The following is an 18474-nucleotide window of genomic DNA, read 5'->3' as shown; positions in this document are numbered from 1 at the left end:
ACACCCGACGTCGGCGGTGTGTGGAGCCGTTCTCGTCGTTATCCCGGCGTCACCACGCAGAGCCCCAAGACCCAGTACGAGTTCTCCGACTTTCCTATGCCGAAGGACTACCCGGAGTGGCCCACAGGTGCGCAGGTACAGCAGTATGTGCAGTCCTACGCCGATGAGTTCGGGCTCGTTCCGCACCTTCGGCTGGGAACCTCCGTCGTGTCGGTGGCGCCGTCGGGACCCGGATGGACGGTAACCACCTGTCCGGCCGGTGAAGAGGCCGAAGACGTGCCCGGCACGACGGCCCACTACGACCGGGTGGTGGTGGCGAACGGGGTGTTCTGTGAACCGTCGATCCCCGCCTTCCCGGGGCGCGAGGACTTCGAAGCCGCCGGCGGACAGGTGATCGCGGGCTCGGACTTCCACGACGAGGAAGCCGCTCGCGACCGGCACGCTCTGGTCGTGGGCTACGGGAAGTCGGCGTGTGACGTCACCGTGCCCATCAGCCGCGTGGCCCGTTCCACCGATGTCATCGCCCGCCAACTGCTCTGGAAGATACCCCGCCGGATCGCCGGCCTTCTCAACTTCAAGATGCTGCTGCTGACCCGGATGGGAGAAGCACTGTTCCGCTATCGCCGGCTGCGAGGCGTCGAGAAGTTCCTGCACGGCCCGGGCGACAGACTGCGACGGGGACTGCTGAACGCCCTGGGGAGGGTTGCGGTGCGCCAGCACCGTCTCTCCCGGCACGGCCTGGTTCCCCAGGGAAGTATGGAGGAGATCGTCAAGGGAGCGATCGGCCTGGTCACAGAGGGCTTCTTCGAAGCGGTCGCCGACGGTGCGATCCGAGTGCGGCGGGACACGACCATCGCCTGGCTGGGGGCAGCTGACGGACGACCGGTAGCCGGTCTGAGTGACGGCACCGTCCTACCGGCCGACCTGATCGTCTGCGCGACAGGTTTCACCCAGGGCGTCCCCTTCCTCGACGAGGCGGTGCAGGAGCGGATCTTCGACGAGCGCGGCACCTTCATGCTGTACCGGCAGATCCAGCCGATCGACGTGCCCGGCCTCTACTTCAACGGCTACAACTCGTCGCTCTTCAGCCCTCTCAACGCCGAACTGGCAGCAGTGTGGATCGCCGCCGATCTCGCGGGCGCTCTGGACCTCCCCATGACTTCGGCCAGACGCGCCGACGTCATCGCGCAGATCGCCTTCATGGACGAGGCGACCGACATGCACCACTGCCGGGGGACCAAGATCATTCCTTTCTCGATGCATCACGCCGATGAGGTACTGGCCGACCTGGGCCTTCAGATCGGTCGGTTCACCCGGGCCGTGCACTGGCTGAATCCGGTGAACCCCGCCGCATACCGAGGAGTCACGCCGGAACTGCTGAAGCGTCTCTCCGCACACACAGCCCCGTTGCGGGCCGAAGGACCGCCCACGACGGACAGTCACGAAGACGGGACGCCGGCTCACATTCAGGCACCCCGTTGAGAACGCGAAGAGGAGTCTCCATGGACACGAACACACCGTTCGAGCGGAAACACCACGCCGTCCGCTCCGGTGAAGGAACCGACGTCGGCGCGATCGGGCTGGGCATCTTCACCCGGTTGACCGGAGCTGACACCCAGGGGGCCTATTCGCTGTTCGAATACGTGGTTCCTCCCCTTCTCGGAGGACCGCCGACGCACATCCACAGTCGTGAGGACGAACTGTTCATCTGTGCCCAGGGACGGGTCGCGATCGAGCTGGACGGCGAGGAGTACGTTCTCGACCAGGGCGACTCGCTGCTCATGCCGCGGGGCGTGCCGCACATGTTCCACAATCCCTTCGCGGAGGAGGCCCGCATCGTCGCCGTGGTCTCGCCGCCGGGTCTGGAGAAGTACTACCAGGAGCTCAGCGAGCTGCCTCCCGGCCCCAGGGACATGCGCCTGGTCGCCCAGGTGATGGAACGCCACGGCCTGTCACTGAGGAAGTGAGCGGCCGATGACCACCGAGATCCACGACGCGGCCTCGGACCGGGTGCGCATGGTGCACGCCATGTGCGCCGCCGTCGACGCGGGCGAGGCGGAGTCGTTCGGCTCCTGGTTCGCCGAGGACGCGACCTACACGTTCGCCAACAACGAGACGCTGGTCGGCCGGGACGCCGTCGTGGCGGCGACCGCCGAGGTCGCGGACGCCCTTCCATGGGTACGGCACGTCGTCGACCAAGTGGCGGAGGGGGAAAACCAGTTGTTCTGTCGATTCACGATCTGGACCGCCGCCCCCGACGGCACGGCCCTCGTCCTGCCGTGTGTGACCGTGATCTGGATGGAAGGGGACCTGGTCCGCGACTACCGGGTCCACATGGACGTCACACCCGCCTTTCCCTGAGCGCGACGGCCCGCTGGGCCAGGGCCCGGCGAGGGCCGCGTGGAAGCGGACGTCCAGGCCACGGTCCGTACTCGACCACTTCTCAGGTTCCGCATCCGCTGACCCACCGCCCACAATGGAGGAAGGCATCAACATGAGCGCCTGGCCCGCCGATGGGTGGAGGCGCTTTTTGGAAGGCTCGTCACGGAGATACCGTGACGAGCCTTCCTGTGTTCCCGAGAATCACCTGATGCCGTACACCCACCGCATGAGGGAAGGTCGACGCCCACGGTGCAATTCCCGGTGACATCGGCGCTGACCACGACCAGGTAGCCGCTGACCGGCCCCACGTGGGTAAGCGTCTTGTCAGCTCCGCTGTATGTCGCAGTGGCAACCGTTCGCGCAATGGCGGCTGTTCCGGCGCCCGAATGACCGCGTTCAGCTCGGCGAAAAGAAAGACCTGGACCCGGTCCTACGAGGCCGGGGCGGTCTCCGTGTCACACGTTGCCGGCTCTACCGGCTGTGGCTATACCAGCGAGGTCCAGACGCTCTTGATCTCGCTGTACAGGTCGATGGCGCCGCTGCCCATCTCACGCCCCCAGCCACTTGCGCCGTAGCCGCCCCAGGGAGCGGAGGCGTCCACCGGGTTGGGCATGTTGATGAAGACCGTTCCGGCCCGGAGGGCACCGGCGACCCGGTGGGCGGCGGCTACGTCGCGGGTCCAGACGGCGGCGGCGAGACCGTACGCGGTGTCGTTGGCACGGGCGACGGCCTCGGCCTCGTCCTCGTAGGACAGGACGGACAGCACAGGGCCGAAGATCTCCTCACGGGCGATACGCATGTCGTCCCGCACCCCGGTGAAGACGGTGGGCCGGAAGAAGTAACCGGGCAGATCCTTGTCACGGGTGCCGCCCGTGACGAGCGTGGCGCCTTCCTCGACGCCGCTGCGGACGAGGGCTTCGACATGTGCGAGGTGGTCGGAGGTCACCAGCGGTCCGAGCTCCGTCTCCGGAGCGCCGCCCGGCCCGAGCCGCATCTGGTGGGCGGCCCTGGCGCAGCGTTCGGCGAACTCGTCGGCGATCGAGTGGTGCACGAGGAAGCGGGTGTACGCGGCGCACACCTGGCCACTGTTGAGCAGCGAGCCCTGCAGACAGCCCGCAACGGCCGCGTCGAGGTCGGCGTCGGGCAGCACAATGCTCGGCGCCTTGCCACCCAGTTCCAGCGAGACCCGCTTGAGGTTCCCCGCCGCGGCGCGCACGATCCCCCTGCCTGTCTCCGTGGAACCGGTGAAGGAGACCTTGTCGACGTCCGGGTGCTCGACCAGTGCGCGACCCGCCTCCGGACCTCCGGTCAGCAGGTTCACGACACCGGCCGGGACGCCGGCCTCTTGGCACAACTGCACGAGCCGGATCGTCGTCATCGGAGTCTGTTCGGCCGGCTTGACGATGACCGTGTTGCCGCAGGCCAGCGCGGGTGCGAGCTTCCAACTGGCGATCAGCAGGGGGAAGTTCCAGGGGGTGATGAGCGCGCATACTCCGACCGGCTCCCGCCGCGTGTACTGGAGCACGTTCGGGAAGGACACAGGCGCTGTCTCGCCGTAGAGCTTGGTGACCCAGCCCGCGTAGTAGCGGAAGTGCTCAGCCGCGCCCCTGACGCTCACCGTCCGCGAAACACCGATCGGTTGGCCCTGATCGAGGGTCTCCAACTGGGCCAGTTCCTCGGCGTGTTCGTCGATCAGATCACCCACGCGCCACAGGATGCGGGCCCGCTCGGCGGGCGCGAGCCCGGCCCAGGCGGGGTCGGTGAGAGCCGAACGGGCGGCAGCGACCGCGTCGTCGGCGTCCGCCCGTCCGGCGTCGGCACAGCGGGCGTGGGGCTCGCCGGTCGCCGGGTCGATGGTGGCGAAATCGGCGCCCGACGCGGCCGGTTTCCAGGTGCCGCCGATGAAAAGGGTCTGGCCCATCACTGTGCTCCTCAGGTCGGGACGTCCGGGACGGAGTCGGCGCAGCGCTTTCCGTCGCCAGGTGGCTGTCCTCGGCACTTGCGTGTCCTGGAGGGAGCCTCGCCCAGGCTGGCCGGCGCGGCTTGTCCCGTCATGCACGACGTCTTGCGTAGGCGAGCACGACTGGCGCCGCGCGGGTGGCCCGGCAGGTGGCCGGCGGAGCCGTCGTCCGAGGTGTCGTCCGAGGTGACGGCGCCACCAGATGTGTGCACACTGCGACAAGCGCCGGTGCCTCGGCAGACAACCACCGCACACCCTTCGCGCAGCACAATGTCCGCACCCAGCCGATTCACCCGCTTTGAGGAAGGCAGTGACGATGGCCATCGATTTCACCCTCAGTCCTGAGCAACGGGAGCTACAGCGTCATGCGCGGAAGGTCGCCGGGGAGGTGCTCGGCGGGGTCCGGGAGACGATGGCGGGGCTCCACACGCCCGAGGAACGGTTCGCCGCGACCCGGCCGGTCTACCGCGAACTCGTCCGCGCCGGACTGCTGCGCAAGCAGATTCCGCCGGCCTTCGGCGGCACGATGACCACGCTGCTGGACCTGGCACTGGTGGCTGAGGAACTGTGGGCGGTCGATGCGGACGTGCCGCTGTCGCTGTTCTCCACCGGCCTCGGGCTGATGCCGCTGCTCATGTTCGGTAGCCCCGAGCAGCAGCAGCGGCTGCTGCCGCCGTTCGTCACCGACGACGGTGAGCCGCTGGCCGCACTCGCCTTCAGCGAACCGGGCGGCTCCGCGAACTTCCAGTCCGCCCACCCCGGCACCGGGATCGGCACGGTGGCACGCCGGGACGGCGACACGTGGGTGATCAGCGGCGAGAAGCAATTCATTCCGCACGCCTCCGGCTGGGACGGCCAGGGCGCCGACCTGTTCACAGTCGCAGCCCGCACCGACCTGGACGCACCGCCACAGGAATCCCTCGCCGTCTTCCTGGTACGCCGCCCGGAGCGGGGCCTGACCGTCCTGAACTCGATGGAGACCATCGGCCACCGTGGCGCACTGGTGTCGCGCGTCCGCTTCGACGAGGTACGCGTCCCCGCCGCAGACCTCCTCGGCAGGCCCGGCGACGGCATCGGCATCCTGGAGGCCGCGTTCAGCGCGACCGCCGGTCTGGTGGGCGCCTTCTCGGTCGGCATCATGCGCTCGGCCTTCGAGTCGGTCCTCGACTTCGCCCGCACCGAGCGGCGCGGCGGCACCGTTCCCGTCATCGAGCACCAGAACGTGGGCACCCTCCTGGCCGACATGAAGGCCCGCCTGGAGGCGTGCCGCTACCTGACCTGGAAGGCCTGCGACTACTTCGACACCACGAGCGGCCGAGGCACCGAGCTCTCCCTCGCCACCAAGGTATTCGCCTCCGAGACCGCCGTCCAAGTGGTGTACGACGGGATGCGCGCGGTCGGCGCCGAGGCATACACCACGGCCCGTCCGCTGGCCGGGCTCCTCCAGGACGTCCTCGCCTACCCGCTGTTCGACGGCGGCAACGTCGGTGTGCGCCGACCGCAGCTGCAACGGCTGTTCGCGCAGGACGGCTACGACCCGCTGGCAGCCGCCGAGGAGCGCGCGCCCGGGGAATGACCCGCGAGGTGCGGGTGCGCGGGCCTCGGTGCGTCCGGGCCCGGCGGCGGGGGACTATGCGTCCGGCGTACCGCCCCGGGCCTCACGGGGACTGACTCCGTACCTGGCCTTGAAGGCGTGAGAGAAGTGCGCGGGGTCGGGCATGCCCCAGCGGCCGCCGATGGTGGCGACGGGCAGGTGGGCCAGTGCGGGGTCGGCGAGGTCACGGCGGCACTGCGCCAGGCGTCGCTCGCGGATCCAGCCGGAGACGGTGTGCCCCTGATCGCCGAGCACCTTGTACAGGTAGCGGCGCGAGATGTGGTGGGCCGCGGCGATCCGGTCCGGCCCCAGCGCGGGATCGGCGAGCCGCTGCTCCATGTAGAGGAAGATGCGCTGCCGCAGCGCGTCACGCCCGTCGTCGTCCGGGCCGTAGGTGTGGCCGTGCTGGGTGAGCAGCACACCGATCAGGTCGACCGCGCTGTCGGCGAGCCGCTGCGCGCCCGGCCGCTCCAGCTCCTGTACCTGTTCGGCGAGACCGCGCAGGAAGGGCTGGACCACCGGTCCGAGTCCTTCGTGGCAGGCGAGGGACGTGGCGTTCACCCGCGCCAGGTCGTGCTCCGTCATCCGTAGCAGGGCACGCGGGAACATCAGTACGAGCATGCGGTAGGCCGCGTCGAAGTCGAGCGTGTAGGGGTGGCGCGTGTCGTAGAGGGCCAGGTCACCCGGGCCCAGGACGGTCCGGCGGTCCGCCTGGGCCAGTCGGCAGTGACCCGTCAGTTGCAGGCTGACCTTGACGAAGTCGGGCTGATCGCCCGCGATGTGCCGCAGGGTGTGGGCGACGCTGTGCGGACCGGCGGCCACCACGGACACCTGGAGCGCACCGACGTGCGAGGTGTGCAGGCTCGCGTGGAAGTCGGAGGCCCTGCCGGGCAGGGCCTCCAGCGGCACGAAGCCGTGGCGGACGGTCTCCCGCCAGAACTCGAAGCGGCCGGCCTCGGTCTCGTCCCGCGGTGTCGTCACCGACAGCATGGCGCTCTCCCCTGTGGTTCCGGTCCCGGTCGGCTCAGCCGAGGCCGTCCGCGCCGATCCGCACGGCCGATTCGTCCAGCACGCTTTCGGAGACGGGCTGCGGCCGTCCGTCGAGGCCGCCGACCGGCGTGGCCTCCTTGTACCAGGATTCGATCACGGCGTTGCCCCAGAAGTCACGGCGCCGGTCGTCCCTGACGTTCCAGCGGTACGTCTCGTGGTCGGGGTCTCCGGTGTAGTAATCGGAGGTGTAGATCTCCACGCGGTGTCCGTCGGGGTCGCGCAGGTACAGGTAGAAGGCGTTGGAAACGCCGTGCCGGCCGGGTCCGCGCTCGATGTGGTGCTCCTTGTGCAGCGAGCCGAAGATGTCGGCTGCGCGCAGGACCTGGTGCGACTCGTGGGTGGCCACACCCAGGTGGTGCAGGCGTGGCCCGGCGCCACCGGTGAAGGCCACGTCGTGGACGGTCTGCTTGCGGAACATCCAGGCCGCGTACAGCTCGTGCTCGTCGCCCTCGATGGTCTCCGAGCAGCCGAAGCCGAGGGAACGGTAGTGGGCGTAGGCGGCCGGGATGTCGGGGGTGCAGATGTTGAAGTGGTCCAGGCGGGCGATCTCGGCGCCGTGGCGGAGGTCGTAGCGCTGGATGAGCCGCTCGGCGCGCTCGATCTCGTGGAAGAACTCCACCGGGAAGCCGAGCGGGTCGACGACGCGTACGGCGTCGCCGACGCCGTACGTGCCCTGCCCCTTCTTCAGTCGCTTGACCGGGCGTCCGAGACCGCGGAAGTACTTCTCCGCCTTGTCGACGTCGTCGGGGGTGCGGACGCGGTAGGCGAGGTGGTCAAGGGCCGCGCGCTCGCCCCTGCGCAGGACAAGGGAGTGGTGGGTCAGCTCATCGGTGCCGCGCAGGTGGAGGACGTCGGAGTCTTCGTGCTGGACGTGGAAACCGAGCATGTCGACCCAGAACCAGCGGGCGGCGCCGAGGTCGGTGACGGCGAGCTGTGCGTAGGCGGAACGAATGACGTCGGGGGCGTCGGGATGAGGGTGCGTGGTCATCGGGCGGCTCCGAAGCGGGGCGTGTGGACATCACTGAGGGCGACGTGAACGATCTTTGATTCGGTGTAGAAGTCGATGCTGTGCGCTCCGCCCTCGCGGCCGATGCCGGAGGCCTTGACGCCGCCGAAGGGGGTGCGCAGATCACGGACGTTGTGGGAGTTGATCCAGACCATGCCGGACTCGACGGCATGCGCGACGCGGTGGCCGCGCTGGATGCTGGAGGTCCAGATGTAGGCGGCGAGGCCGAACTGGGTGGCGTTGGCCAGCTCGATCGCCTCGGCCTCGTCGTCGAAGGGCGCGACGGCGACGACCGGCCCGAAGATCTCCTCCTGGAAGATGCGGGCGTCCCGCTCGACGTCGGCGAAGACGGTCGGCTGGAGGTAGTTGCCGTCGGGCAGGTGCGCCGGCCGCTCGCCGCCGGCCATCAGCCGGGCTTCCTTCCTGCCGGTCTCGATGTAGTTGAGCACGCGCCGGTAGTGCTCGGTATGAACCAGCGCGCCCACCTCGGTCGCCGCTTCGGACGGCGGGCCGACCCGGACGTCGGCGGCCCGCTGGGCGAGGCGGCGGGTGAACTCCTCGTACAGCGGCCGCTCGACGAGCACGCGAGAACCGGCGGTGCAGCGCTCGCCGTTGAGCGAGAACACCCCGAACACGACCGAATCCAGCGCGGCTTCGATATCGGCGTCGGCGAAGACGACGACCGGCGACTTGCCACCCAGCTCCATCGACGTGGTCTTGAGGTGCTGCGCGCTGGAACGGACGATGTGACGGCCCGTATCGGTGGAGCCGGTGAAGGAGATCAGCGGTACGTCCGGGTGGTCGACGAGCGCCTGTCCGGCCTCGGCGCCGATGCCGTGCACGATGTTCACGGCACCGGCCGGGACCCCGGCCTCGGCGAAGATCTCCGGCCACAGCGACGCGGACAGGGGAGTCCACTCCGCGGGTTTGAGGACCAGCGTGCAGCCGGAGGCCAGCGCCGGCGCCAGCTTCCAGCTCTCCAGCATGAACGGTGTGTTCCACGGAGTGATCAGTCCGGCCACGCCGACCGGCTGCCGCACGACGTAGGAGAACTGCTCTGCGCCCTGCCGGAACGCCTCCTCGCCGAGCGCGACGGCGACGTCCGCGAAATAGCGGAAGTTCTCCGCCGCGCGCCGGGCCTGGCCCCTGGCCTGGGTGATCGGCAGCCCGGTGTCGTACGTCTCGAAGGCGGCGAGATCCTCGTGCCGCGCCTCGACGGCGTCGGCGACGCGGTTGAGGATGGTCGCGCGGGCCCGGCCGGACAGGCCCGCCCACTCGTGGGCCGCGCCGCGCGCCGCGGCCACCGCCCGGTCGACGTCGGTCGCGGAACCGCGCGCGGCCACGGCGTAGGCGGTGTTGGAGACCGGGTCGAACACGTCGAAGGTGCGGCCGTCGTCTGCCTCGACGAGTTCGCCGCCGATCCAGTGCCGGATGAGAGAGGGAAGGCGTTCGGGGGTCACTTGTCGCTTCCGATCTGTGCGGTGAGGTCGCCGCCCTCGGCGAGCAGTGCCCGGATGCGCGCCACACCGGCGTCGGTCGGCGGCACCAGCGGCGGTCGTACGAACTCCGAGACGATACGGCCCTGTCGGGCGAGCACCCACTTCACCGGTGCCGGGTTGGTCTCGACGAACAGCGCGTCGACCAGTGGGTGCAGGCGGTAGTGCAGGTCACGGGCGGCCTCGAAGTCGCCCGCCTCCCACAGCTCGTACATCCGCGCCACCGCGTGCGGCGCGAGGTTGGCGACGGCCGACACGAATCCGGTGCCGCCGAGCGCCAGCAGCGGCAGGCAGAGCAGCTCGATGCCGGACCACACCAGCAGTGAGCGGCCGCAGGCGTGCAGGACGCGTGAGAAGTGCTCGAAGTCTTTCGTCGTCTCCTTGACCCCGACGAAGTTGTCGAGGTCGGTGAACAGCCGCTTCACCGTCTCCGGCGCGAGGTCGACGGCCGTGCGTGAGGGCACGTTGTAGGCGACGATCGGCAGGTCCGGAACCTCTCGGGCCACCGTCGCGTACCACTGGTACAGCGCCTCCTGGGTGGGGCGCGCGTAGTACGGGGTGATGACGAGTGCCGCGTCCGCACCCAACTCGCGGGCGGCGGTGGTCATTTCGATGGTCTCGTCGAGCTTGTGGGAGCCGGTGCCGGGCAGGAACGGCACCCGGTCGGCGATCTCCTCGGTGGCCGTGCGCATGGCCGCGATCCGCTCGGTGGTGCTCTGCGCGCTGGGTTCGCCGGTCGAGCCGCCGAGCGAGATTCCGTGCGAGCCGGAGTCGATCTGGAAGCGGATCAGGCCGCGCAGGCTGTCGTGATCGACGGCGCCGGCCGCGGTGAACGGTGTGATGAGCGGGGCGATGGACCCGTGGACGGACGACGGGTCGCTGCGAAACTTCACTGTGTCTCTCCCTTGCACCAGGTGCCGTAGGCGGTCCTCCAGGCGGGGCCCAGCGGATACAGACCATCGACGCTCTCGCCCGACGCCACCCGCTCGGTGATGAAGCGCTCCTGCCGCTCCTGCTCCCGGCAGTCGGCGATCAGGTCGTCGGCGAGATCGGGCGGAACGACGACCACGCCGTCCGCGTCTCCGACGATCAGGTCACCGGGCTGGACGAGGGCTCCGCCGCAGGCGATCGGCACACCCGTGTCCCAGGGGACATGGCGCCGGCCGAGGACGGAGGGGTGGGCGCCGGCCGCGTAGACGGGCAGAGAGAGGCCGGCCAGGGTGGAGCTGTCACGGACTGCGCCGTCGGTGACGACCCCGGCGGCGCCCCGGCGGTGCGCGCGCAGCGCCAGGATGTCGCCGAGGGTGCCCGCGGTCGGGTCCCGACGCGCGTCCATGACCAGGACGTGTCCGGGACGCACCTGCTCGACCGCTCGCTTCTGGGCGTTCAGGCCGGTGCCGTACTTCTCGAACAGGTCCTCGCGCAGCGGCAGATAGCGCAGGGTGTGGGCGACACCCACCATCGTCACGCCGGCCTGGCCCACCGGCCGTACGCCGTCGACCGACATGTGCGGCAGGCCGCGTGAGCGCAGCTGGGCGCTCAGCGTCGCCACGGCGACCGAGCGCAGTCCGTCCGCCAGCCGCGGAGCGAGCAACGGCTCCGGCTCGTGGGCGGCCCCGTAGGCGGCCTCCCGGTCCGCCGGATCGGCCCTGGGCATCGCCCCGTACGGCGCGAGAGGGCCGCCCTCGGAGATGGGGTTGCGCAGCCGTCCGGTGGACAGCTCACCCGCGGTGACCTCCACCTCGACGAGATCCCCGGGCCGGACGACCGAGGCACCGGCCGGCGTGCCGGTGAGGATGACGTCCCCCGGTTCCAGGGTGACCAGCCGCGACAGGTCGGCGACCAGCTGCCCGAAGGGGAACAGCAGGGTGTCGGTGGTGTCGTCCTGGACCAGGCCGCCGTTCACCCAGGTCCGCAGCCGCAGCCCGGCCGGGTCGACCTGGCGCGCGTCCAGCAGGCGCGGACCGATCGGCGTGAATCCGTCGGCGCCCTTGGAGCGCAGGTTGGACCCCCGGTCGGCATGGCGCAGGTCGTACACGCCGGCGTCGTTGGCCGCGGTGATCCAGCGGACGTACGACCAGGCGTCCTCCGGTGCCACGTGCCGCGCCCGCGAGCCGATGACGAGCGCGATCTCGCCCTCGAAGCCCAGGAGTTCGCAGCCTGCCGGCCGCACGATCGCCTCCTTCGTGCCGGCCAGCGAGGACGGCGGCTTGAGGAAGTACGACGGCTGGGCGGGTACTTGGCCGCGTTCCCGGGCCCGGCTGGGGTAGTTGAGGTGCACAGCGATGATCTTCGACGGCGGGTTCCCGAGCGGATGCGTCATCAGGAACGCTCCAGGAACGCCCGCACCTTGGCCTTGTGGGGCTCGCGGTCGTAGGACTTCACGTACGCGCCGGCCATGCGCACCGGATCACCGAAGAAGTAGTACTCGTACAGCGCCTGGCGGCTGGCGAACGCCGAGATGCAGGTGTCCCACACCAGCCGGAACAGCTTCACGCGCTCGGGGCCGGTCAGGGTCGCGGACTGGAGATACGCCTCGATGTCCGCGGCCGCCGGGCCGGTGACGTCCAGCTCGGTCGGGGTGGCCATGAGACCGGAGGCGCCGAGCTTGCGCAGGATCTGCGGGAAGCGCTGGTAGAGCTTGGGGTAGAGGTTGCGGGCGGCGTTGAGCGGGGCGAAGGCCGGGGTGAGGACGCCGTACTCGTTGAGCGTGGCGTCGGCCTCGGCGGCGCGCAGGAAGGCACGGAGCATCTCCAGGGTGCTGATGATCTCCGCGATGTCCTCCTGCACGTGCGTGAACTGCTCGATGCCGATCGCCTCGGTCAGCAGGGACACCAGACCGAGGATGTACTCGGTCTTCGCGGTGGTGCGGGTGACGACCTGGTGGGTCATGTGCACCACGGACGACGTCCGTGTGTAGAAGCCGTTGCACAGGTCGGGGTCGCCGAGGGCGAAGCACCGCTCGTAGGGCACGTGGACGTTGTCGAAGACGACCACGCAGTCGGACTCCTCGAAGCGGGAGGCGAGCGGGTGGTCGTGGCGGGCGCGGTCGTGGTCGAGGGACTCACGGGCGATGTAGCGCAGGCCGGGAGTGTCGTTGGGGACGGCGAAAGCGTACGAGTACGGCCTGTCCTCGGGCGTGGCGCGCAGCACGGTGGAGGGCAGGACGAGCATCTCGTCGGCGAACGGCGCGATGGTGGCGAGCATGCGCGCGCCGTGGACGACGATGCCGTTGTCGTCCTCCTTCACGATCCGCGCCGCCAGCTTGCCCCCGGCCTGCTGGGTGCCGTCCACGGACCGGTTGACCTGCGGAGGGATCAGTGTGTGCGTGCACAGGAGGTCCTCTTCGCGGACCTTCTCGTAGTAGCGGCGGATGTTCTCGCCGAAGGCCGGGTTCGCCTGGGCGAACCAGTCGGCGGCCGAGGCGAGTGCCATCAGGGAGCTGTTCATGTAGTCGCCGGTACGGCCGAGCATGCCGTTGCTGTGGTCGGCCCACACCTTGTACGCCTGGCGTCGCTTGGTCAGGTCGTCCGGGGTCGTGGGGGTGAGGAAGGAGGTGGCGACCGGTTCGCCGGAGGTGGGGGAGGTGTAGGTCAGGACGTCCTTGTGTTCCGCGGAGTGCTGGAGGTCGTACAGCTCGGCGTAGGTGCGTACGACGTTGCGGAAGGCCGGATGGTCCTGGATCGCGCCGTTGACGGTCTCGCCCTCGATATGGACGGTGGGACGGGAGGCGGCGAGTCGTTCGAGGTATTCCTTGCCGGTGCGTGCGGCCATGGAGGTGCTCCTGAATCAGGGGAAGGGGCCTCAGATGAGGTGTTCAATGCCGTCGACGGCCTCGGCCGCCGTGCCGAAGCGGCTCCAGGCGTAGGTGAGGGCGTCGCCGTCGCGATGGGCGAGGTCGGTCACCCGGCCCAGGAGGAGGGTGTGGTCGCCGCCGTCGTAGGACTGCCAGGGGGCGCACTGCATCCAGGCGAGGGGGTGTGCCAGGCGTGGGACTTCGGTGCGGGTCGCCCACCGGGGCTCGGCGGCGTCGGACACGCCGGCGAAACGCATGGCCAGTGCTTCCTGTTCGGCTCCGAGGACGTTCACACAGAACGGTCGGCCGAGCAGCTGGTCGTGACAGCGGGCACGCCGGGCGACGCTGATCAGCACCAGCGGGGGCTGGGTCGACACCGAGGTGAAGGAGTTCATCGTGACTCCTCGGGTGCCGTCGTCGCTGTCGTACGTCACGACAGTGACGCCGGTGGTGAAACGGGACATACAGGCCCGCAGGGCGCCGGGGCTGGGCGGGGCCAGGGCTTCGGACATGGGTTCTCCCTTGTCGGGCGTCGAGGCTGGATGTCCGTGTCGGAACCCAGCGGGACGCCAAAGGGTCTTATCGCACTGTTTGTGGATCAATACTTATAATCAAAGCTTTGATTAATTGGGACCGTACTCCACGCGACAACCGTTGGGAACCCCCTGGCTCGGACTTTCCGGTGCCCCCCCGACCTTCCACGCGTCCGGCGCGCAGCCGACTCGCCTGCCGGCAGATCTAGACTCACCGCATGCCCCAGGAATCCGCCGATGCCGAGCAGTTGCACTTCTGGTCGTTCATCGACCATGCCGTCGACCGGGTCACCCGCGAGGTGCCCGATGTCGACCCGCTCGCCATGCGATTGGTCCTCACTCTCCACCGGGCGGCGAACATGCTCGTGTACGACCTGGAGTCGTCCGTGCACCGGCCACGTGGCTGGTCATGGCCGGGCTTCCGCGTCCTGTTCGCCATCTGGCTCTCAGGTCCGGTCGAGGCGAAGAAGGTCGCCGAACTGTCCGGGATGAGCCGCGCGGCTGTATCGGCTCTCGTCTCCACGCTGGAACGTGACGGCCTGGTCAGCAAGAAGCGCGCCCTCTACGACGGGCGTGCCGTCGAACTCACCCTCACCCAGGCCGGGTTGGAAGCGATCACAGCTGCCTTCCAGGCCCACAACAAGCGCGAACAGGAATGGAGCGGCTCGCTCAGCGAACAGGAACAGCACACGCTCATCGACCTGCTGAGCAAACTCACGGCCCGGTCCACCCAGTTCCAGCCCCGTCACCGGACATGACCGGCAGCACTGTCCCCTGCTGGCACGCGACCTCGAAGAGGATCGGCCGGCTTCGCCACGAGGCAGTCGGTGAGGAGTGCCTGGACTTCGCTGAGCCAGTGACGCTGGAGGGCCGCGCCAAGGAACAGGTCGACGCCTTCGTGACCACGCTCGCGGGCAGGCTCGGACTGATCGAGGCTGCGTCGCACAGGGCAGAGACGGCCCGCGTCAGACAAGCACGGTGAACGCCTTACGGTGACGCAATGGGCAAGGTGGCGGGGTGGCGCCGCGCGTCGTCGACGCGCAAGGTGGAGTGCGGATCGAGCTGCATCAGGAAGTCGAAGTTCTCCCCTCGGTAGCCGGCCCCTCGGTGGGAGACCGGCTGGGCCGAGGTGCCTGATCAGGCGCCGAAGGGTTCCTGGGGCGGGACTGTCGGAAGCGGGTGGACCGGCGCCGAGGGATAGGCGGAGGGGGCTCCGCCGAGCATGCGGGACTCGGGCAGCCACATGCCCAGGATGAGGCTGGTCCGGTCGAACACCTGGACCGCGCCCAGCGCATCCGGCAGCAACTGGCCCGGGGACGGTATACGCGCCAGAGCGTCGAGGGAGTGAGCAGCCGCCTCCCCGGGGGTCTCCGCTGAGGCACGTGCGGCCACGGTCAGTACACCGATCTGCTTCTCGAAGGGCTGGTGCAGCAGCCAAACGCTCGCTACTCCCGCGACCCTGGCGTCATTGCGCAGCGCGGGCCAGGCCTCCTCCAGCAGCCGGGCGGCATCCGCGGCGTCGCCGTCGTACGTCCAGCGCTCGAAGCGGTTGACGTGATGCGTGGTGGCCAGCGGGGTGAAGTCGTGGGCGCCGGTGACGCGCCAGATGTGCCGGTCCACACCCAGGAAGAATGGGCGGTCCCAGAACTTCACGCCCTTTTCGAACTCCAGCTCCTTGCTGGTGAAGTCGTCGTAGTCGAGGACGTTTTCCCAGGTGTCGAAGAGGTAGCGGCCGCCGATCTGCGGTGTGCCCGCAGCGGAGTCGAAGCGCAGCGGCGTGTACTTGTGCCGCATACCGGGCCGGATGTCCATGCTGCGTCGCTCGATTTCGAGCATGTCGACCAGCTTCTGGACGGGCAGGTCGCCCGGAATCTCGAAGTCGGAGGTGAAGGCGGCCTCCGCCGCGATCGGGCCGGTCTCGTAACCGCGGATGTCCATGGGATTTCTTCCTTTCGGGCCGGGGCGCGCCGACCGCAGGTGCGGGGCCGCCACCCGGAGGGGTGCGCCGTCGAACGTAAACGAACGCCGTTTAGTAAGCAAACGGTGTTCAGTTTTCGATCATGTGTATCCTGAGCTGTATGGATGTTCCGCCCCCGCTGACCCGGCGCGAGAGGCTCCGCGCCTCGACGCTCCAGGAGATCAAGACCATTGCCTCCCGGTTCCTCGCCGAGGACGGGGCCGGCATGCTGTCGCTGCGTGCCATCGCCCGCGAGATGGGCATGACGCCGGCGGCGCTGTACACCTACTACGACACGCGGGATGATCTGCTCGGCGCGCTCGCTGCCGATGCCTACACCGCCCTGGCCGAAGCGCTGGAGCGGGCACGCGACGCCCTTCCCGTGGAGGACGCAGCCGGCCGCCTGGTCGCCCACGGGCTGGCGTACCGGGAGTGGGCCCTCGCCCATCCGCACGAGTTCCGGCTGCTGTACGGCGAGACGCCCGCCGGGCACCCCGCATCCCCCTCCTTCCAGTCCGCGGCCGAGGCCGAGCACCGCCTGTGCCTGGGGCTCCTCGGACTCGTCGCCGCGGCGTGGCCGCTCAGCGACGCACCCCAGGACGCCGAGGACTACGCCTGGGAGGACTTCGACGCCGGGTTCGTCCCCTGGGCCCGGGCGGCGTACCCCGAGCTGCCGCCCGCCGCCCTCGCCGTCACCCTGCGTGTCTGGGGCCGACTGCACGGCCTGGTCGCGCTGGAAGCGGCTGGTGTCCTCGGCCCCCGGGCGCGCGACACGGCCCGGCTGTGCGCCGATGACCTGCGCGATCTCGCCCGATCTCTGGGACTCTCCCCTGCCCGTGCCCTGCCCTCCGCCCGCGCCTGATCGACTCCGGCGGCTCGACCTCTTGTTCGGGTTGATCTCCCACAGGTTGGGTGGTCAGCCCGTCCGCGCGGGAGCGTTGGCGGACGCGACGGCCAGGTCGGATTCGATGCGGGCGGCGCAGACGCGCAGCGCGGGGAGCACGGTGTCCCGGGTGTGCTCGGGCGGTTCCGGACCGGCGTGCAGGGCGACGTTCACGGCTCCGACGGCCCGCCCGCTCCGGTCTCGGACCGGTACGGCAAGCGAGCGCAGCCCTGCCTCCAACTCCTGCTCGACCAGGGCGTATCCCTCACCGGCGGCCTGGTCCAGGGCGGCGGCGAGCGCGTCGGGCGAGGTGAGCGTGCGCGGAGTCAGTGCCTGGGGTCGCAGGGCACCGATGCGATCCAACCGTTGCGCCTTGGGCAGGTCCGCGAGCAGGACCCGGCCCATGGAGGTGGCGTACGCGGGCAGCCGGGTGCCGAGGGCGATCCGGGCGCTGGTGATCTGCTCGGTCGCCACGCGAGCTACGTAGCGGACCTCGGTACCGTCGAGGACCGCAAGCGAGGCCGATTCCCTTACCTGCCCGGTCAGTTCGGCGAGATGGGGCTGGGCGATGTCGGCGAGGGTGAGGGTGGACAGGCGCGCGTATCCGAGTTCCAGGACGCGCGGGGCCGGCAGGAAACGACGGCCGCGCTGTTCCACGTATCCGAGCTGGCGCAGAGTCAGCAGATTGCGGCGGGTGCTGGGGTACGAGAGCCCGGCGGCCTCAGCGGCCTCTGCGAGGGTGAGTCCGCCACGCTGTCGACCGAGCGGGGTGAGGACGGCGAGGCCCCTGGCCAGCGCCTGGAGGAAGGACGGGCCCAGTTGCGGCTTGGCGTCGGTGTAGGCGGGTGCGGCGGGTGGCGCGATGGTTGCGGCTGAGGTGCCGTACAACTCGTCCGCGATGTTCCGGGCCGCCTCCGTCAGCGCGGTCAGCGCGTGCTCGCGCAGTTCGTCGCCGCTGTGGCGGCTGGTGTGCGCGAGCACGCTGATCGCGCACACGGGTCGGCCGTCAGGGTCGCGTACGGGGACCGCCACCGCGACCAGGCCCGGGGCGACCAACTGGTCGTCCAGTGCCCAGCCCTTCGCTTCGGCCGCCGCGGTCCAGGCGGCGAAGTCGGCCTCCGTCCGCTCGGCATGAGGAGCGTCCGGGCGCGTCGGGACGGCCGGGAACGTTTCGTCGAGAGGGTCGGCGGCACGGCGTGCCCGCCACACGTCGTACAGGCCGGGCTGCCATCCGGTCGCGAGTACGGCACCGGCCGCGCAACGCTCGGCGGGCAGCAGGTCGCCGACGCGGAAGCCGAGGGGAATCATCCTGCCGGGCGGGACGGCTTTGCCGACGATGCGTGCGTCGCAGCCGTCGAGGACGATCGCCGAGACCGACTCGTCAAGGGTGCGGGTCAGCCGCTCCAGACTCGGCCGTAGCGCGCTGGACAGGCCGCTCGCGTCCAGGTAGGCGTTGCCGAACTCCATCAGGCGTGGCGCGAGCACGAGTTCGCGTCCCTCGGCTCGCAGGTAGTCGAGGTGGGTCAGGGTCGCGGTGATCCGGTCGACGGCGGAACGCGCCAGGCCGGTCGCTCGGGCGAGGTCGCCGGGGCGGGTCGAGTGGGGGTCCGCGGCCATGATCCGCAATACGGCCAGGCCACGCTCCAGCGGGCTGGTGGCTTCCGCCTCGGAGCCTGTCGGCGAAGGGTTCACCGATGCCGATGCCTTCGCTGCCGCCACTGAAACGCCCGACGCCATGGCCTCTCTCCTCCCGTACGTCTGCTCCCCGGCTCATGAGGCCGTATCGCCACAACCGTCGTGCCCCCGTTCGGAGAGAA

The 18474-nt window shown here is 69.8% G+C and carries 17 protein-coding genes; 7 read left to right on the top strand and 10 right to left on the bottom strand.

All coding sequences use genetic code 11. The features are described from left to right. From ACH4DZ_RS43070 to ACH4DZ_RS43060, 3 genes are all read left to right on the top strand, one after another. A partial coding sequence (locus tag ACH4DZ_RS43070) for a flavin-containing monooxygenase (protein ID WP_398295046.1) occupies positions 1-1482 on the top strand: 1482 nt, incomplete at its 5' end. Positions 1483-1502: 20 nt separating this feature from the next. Then, positions 1503-1967 carry a cupin domain-containing protein gene (locus ACH4DZ_RS43065; RefSeq protein WP_398295045.1) on the top strand — a complete coding sequence of 155 codons (465 nt, stop codon included), beginning with the start codon at positions 1503-1505 and terminating at the stop codon, positions 1965-1967. A gap of 7 nt (positions 1968-1974) precedes the next feature. Continuing rightward, on the top strand, positions 1975-2361 hold the full coding sequence (locus ACH4DZ_RS43060; protein WP_398295043.1) for a nuclear transport factor 2 family protein: 387 nt from the start codon (positions 1975-1977) through the stop codon (positions 2359-2361). Positions 2362-2866: 505 nt separating this feature from the next. On the opposite strand, the gene ACH4DZ_RS43055 is transcribed toward ACH4DZ_RS43060, so the two are convergent. Further along, positions 2867-4303, bottom strand: a complete 1437-nt coding sequence (locus ACH4DZ_RS43055) for an aldehyde dehydrogenase family protein (RefSeq protein WP_398295041.1) — start codon at positions 4301-4303, stop codon at positions 2867-2869. Between the two features lie 355 nt (positions 4304-4658). Between ACH4DZ_RS43055 and ACH4DZ_RS43050 the strand changes: the two genes are divergently transcribed. After that, entirely contained in the window at positions 4659-5918 is a 1260-nt protein-coding gene (locus ACH4DZ_RS43050; RefSeq protein WP_398295040.1) for an acyl-CoA dehydrogenase family protein, read from the top strand. Positions 5919-5972: 54 nt separating this feature from the next. On the opposite strand, the gene ACH4DZ_RS43045 is transcribed toward ACH4DZ_RS43050, so the two are convergent. From ACH4DZ_RS43045 to ACH4DZ_RS43015, 7 genes are read right to left on the bottom strand one after another with little or no spacing between them, the layout of a single operon-like run. Beyond that, positions 5973-6926 (bottom strand): helix-turn-helix domain-containing protein, encoded by a 954-nt coding sequence (locus ACH4DZ_RS43045; protein WP_398295038.1) that lies wholly within the window; start codon positions 6924-6926, stop codon positions 5973-5975. A 34-nt stretch (positions 6927-6960) separates the two neighbouring features. Beyond that, entirely contained in the window at positions 6961-7974 is a 1014-nt protein-coding gene (gene hpaD, locus ACH4DZ_RS43040; protein WP_398295036.1) for a 3,4-dihydroxyphenylacetate 2,3-dioxygenase, read from the bottom strand. After that, on the bottom strand, positions 7971-9452 hold the full coding sequence (gene hpaE / locus ACH4DZ_RS43035; RefSeq protein ID WP_398295034.1) for a 5-carboxymethyl-2-hydroxymuconate semialdehyde dehydrogenase: 1482 nt from the start codon (positions 9450-9452) through the stop codon (positions 7971-7973). The genes hpaD and hpaE overlap by 4 nt, the downstream gene beginning before the upstream one ends. Then, entirely contained in the window at positions 9449-10381 is a 933-nt protein-coding gene (gene dapA / locus ACH4DZ_RS43030) for a 4-hydroxy-tetrahydrodipicolinate synthase (protein WP_398295032.1), read from the bottom strand. The genes hpaE and dapA overlap by 4 nt, the downstream gene beginning before the upstream one ends. Next, positions 10378-11811, bottom strand: coding sequence for a fumarylacetoacetate hydrolase family protein (locus tag ACH4DZ_RS43025; RefSeq protein WP_398295030.1), 1434 nt, complete (start codon positions 11809-11811; stop codon positions 10378-10380). Before ACH4DZ_RS43025 ends, dapA begins: the two co-directional genes overlap by 4 nt. Beyond that, the gene (hpaB, locus tag ACH4DZ_RS43020) at positions 11811-13262 is read right to left on the bottom strand and encodes a 4-hydroxyphenylacetate 3-monooxygenase, oxygenase component (RefSeq protein ID WP_398295028.1); all 1452 of its coding nucleotides are present in this window, start codon (positions 13260-13262) and stop codon (positions 11811-11813) included. The genes ACH4DZ_RS43025 and hpaB overlap by 1 nt, the downstream gene beginning before the upstream one ends. A gap of 30 nt (positions 13263-13292) precedes the next feature. Further along, a complete protein-coding gene (locus ACH4DZ_RS43015; RefSeq protein ID WP_398295026.1) occupies positions 13293-13796 on the bottom strand; it encodes a flavin reductase family protein in 504 nt (167 codons plus the stop codon). Positions 13797-14035: 239 nt separating this feature from the next. Between ACH4DZ_RS43015 and ACH4DZ_RS43010 the strand changes: the two genes are divergently transcribed. Together ACH4DZ_RS43010 and ACH4DZ_RS43005 are read left to right on the top strand one after the other, a co-directional pair. Continuing rightward, positions 14036-14575 (top strand): MarR family winged helix-turn-helix transcriptional regulator, encoded by a 540-nt coding sequence (locus ACH4DZ_RS43010; protein ID WP_398295024.1) that lies wholly within the window; start codon positions 14036-14038, stop codon positions 14573-14575. Continuing rightward, on the top strand, positions 14572-14799 hold the full coding sequence (locus tag ACH4DZ_RS43005; RefSeq protein ID WP_398295022.1) for a hypothetical protein: 228 nt from the start codon (positions 14572-14574) through the stop codon (positions 14797-14799). The genes ACH4DZ_RS43010 and ACH4DZ_RS43005 overlap by 4 nt, the downstream gene beginning before the upstream one ends. Positions 14800-14954: 155 nt before the next feature. On the opposite strand, the gene ACH4DZ_RS43000 is transcribed toward ACH4DZ_RS43005, so the two are convergent. After that, the gene (locus ACH4DZ_RS43000) at positions 14955-15755 is read right to left on the bottom strand and encodes a hypothetical protein (RefSeq protein WP_398295020.1); all 801 of its coding nucleotides are present in this window, start codon (positions 15753-15755) and stop codon (positions 14955-14957) included. A gap of 140 nt (positions 15756-15895) precedes the next feature. Between ACH4DZ_RS43000 and ACH4DZ_RS42995 the strand changes: the two genes are divergently transcribed. Next, a complete protein-coding gene (locus ACH4DZ_RS42995) occupies positions 15896-16636 on the top strand; it encodes a TetR/AcrR family transcriptional regulator (protein WP_398295018.1) in 741 nt (246 codons plus the stop codon). Between the two features lie 54 nt (positions 16637-16690). Here the strand turns inward: ACH4DZ_RS42995 and ACH4DZ_RS42990 are convergent, their stop codons facing one another. After that, positions 16691-18394, bottom strand: a complete 1704-nt coding sequence (locus tag ACH4DZ_RS42990; protein ID WP_398295016.1) for an IclR family transcriptional regulator C-terminal domain-containing protein — start codon at positions 18392-18394, stop codon at positions 16691-16693. Positions 18395-18474 lie beyond the last annotated feature (80 nt).

Source organism: Streptomyces sp. NPDC017991 (genome assembly GCF_044328075.1).
In the GTDB taxonomy this organism is placed as follows: domain Bacteria; phylum Actinomycetota; class Actinomycetes; order Streptomycetales; family Streptomycetaceae; genus Streptomyces.
The sequence above is the reverse complement of the archived record's forward strand: the minus strand, read 5'-3'. Positions and strand labels throughout refer to the sequence as shown.

Excerpts from the sequence above, each read along its gene's own strand:
- ACH4DZ_RS43065 (WP_398295045.1), top strand. The coding sequence starts at position 1,503 with ATGGACACGAACACACCGTTCGAGCGGAAACACCACGCCGTCCGCTCC.
- ACH4DZ_RS43060 (WP_398295043.1), top strand. The coding sequence starts at position 1,975 with ATGACCACCGAGATCCACGACGCGGCCTCGGACCGGGTGCGCATGGTG.
- ACH4DZ_RS43055 (WP_398295041.1), bottom strand. The coding sequence starts at position 4,303 with ATGGGCCAGACCCTTTTCATCGGCGGCACCTGGAAACCGGCCGCGTCG.
- ACH4DZ_RS43050 (WP_398295040.1), top strand. The coding sequence starts at position 4,659 with ATGGCCATCGATTTCACCCTCAGTCCTGAGCAACGGGAGCTACAGCGT.
- ACH4DZ_RS43045 (WP_398295038.1), bottom strand. The coding sequence starts at position 6,926 with ATGCTGTCGGTGACGACACCGCGGGACGAGACCGAGGCCGGCCGCTTC.
- hpaD (WP_398295036.1), bottom strand. The coding sequence starts at position 7,974 with ATGACCACGCACCCTCATCCCGACGCCCCCGACGTCATTCGTTCCGCC.
- ACH4DZ_RS43025 (WP_398295030.1), bottom strand. The coding sequence starts at position 11,811 with ATGACGCATCCGCTCGGGAACCCGCCGTCGAAGATCATCGCTGTGCAC.
- hpaB (WP_398295028.1), bottom strand. The coding sequence starts at position 13,262 with ATGGCCGCACGCACCGGCAAGGAATACCTCGAACGACTCGCCGCCTCC.
- ACH4DZ_RS43015 (WP_398295026.1), bottom strand. The coding sequence starts at position 13,796 with ATGTCCGAAGCCCTGGCCCCGCCCAGCCCCGGCGCCCTGCGGGCCTGT.
- ACH4DZ_RS43010 (WP_398295024.1), top strand. The coding sequence starts at position 14,036 with ATGCCCCAGGAATCCGCCGATGCCGAGCAGTTGCACTTCTGGTCGTTC.
- ACH4DZ_RS43005 (WP_398295022.1), top strand. The coding sequence starts at position 14,572 with ATGACCGGCAGCACTGTCCCCTGCTGGCACGCGACCTCGAAGAGGATC.
- ACH4DZ_RS43000 (WP_398295020.1), bottom strand. The coding sequence starts at position 15,755 with ATGGACATCCGCGGTTACGAGACCGGCCCGATCGCGGCGGAGGCCGCC.
- ACH4DZ_RS42995 (WP_398295018.1), top strand. The coding sequence starts at position 15,896 with ATGGATGTTCCGCCCCCGCTGACCCGGCGCGAGAGGCTCCGCGCCTCG.
- ACH4DZ_RS42990 (WP_398295016.1), bottom strand. The coding sequence starts at position 18,394 with ATGGCGTCGGGCGTTTCAGTGGCGGCAGCGAAGGCATCGGCATCGGTG.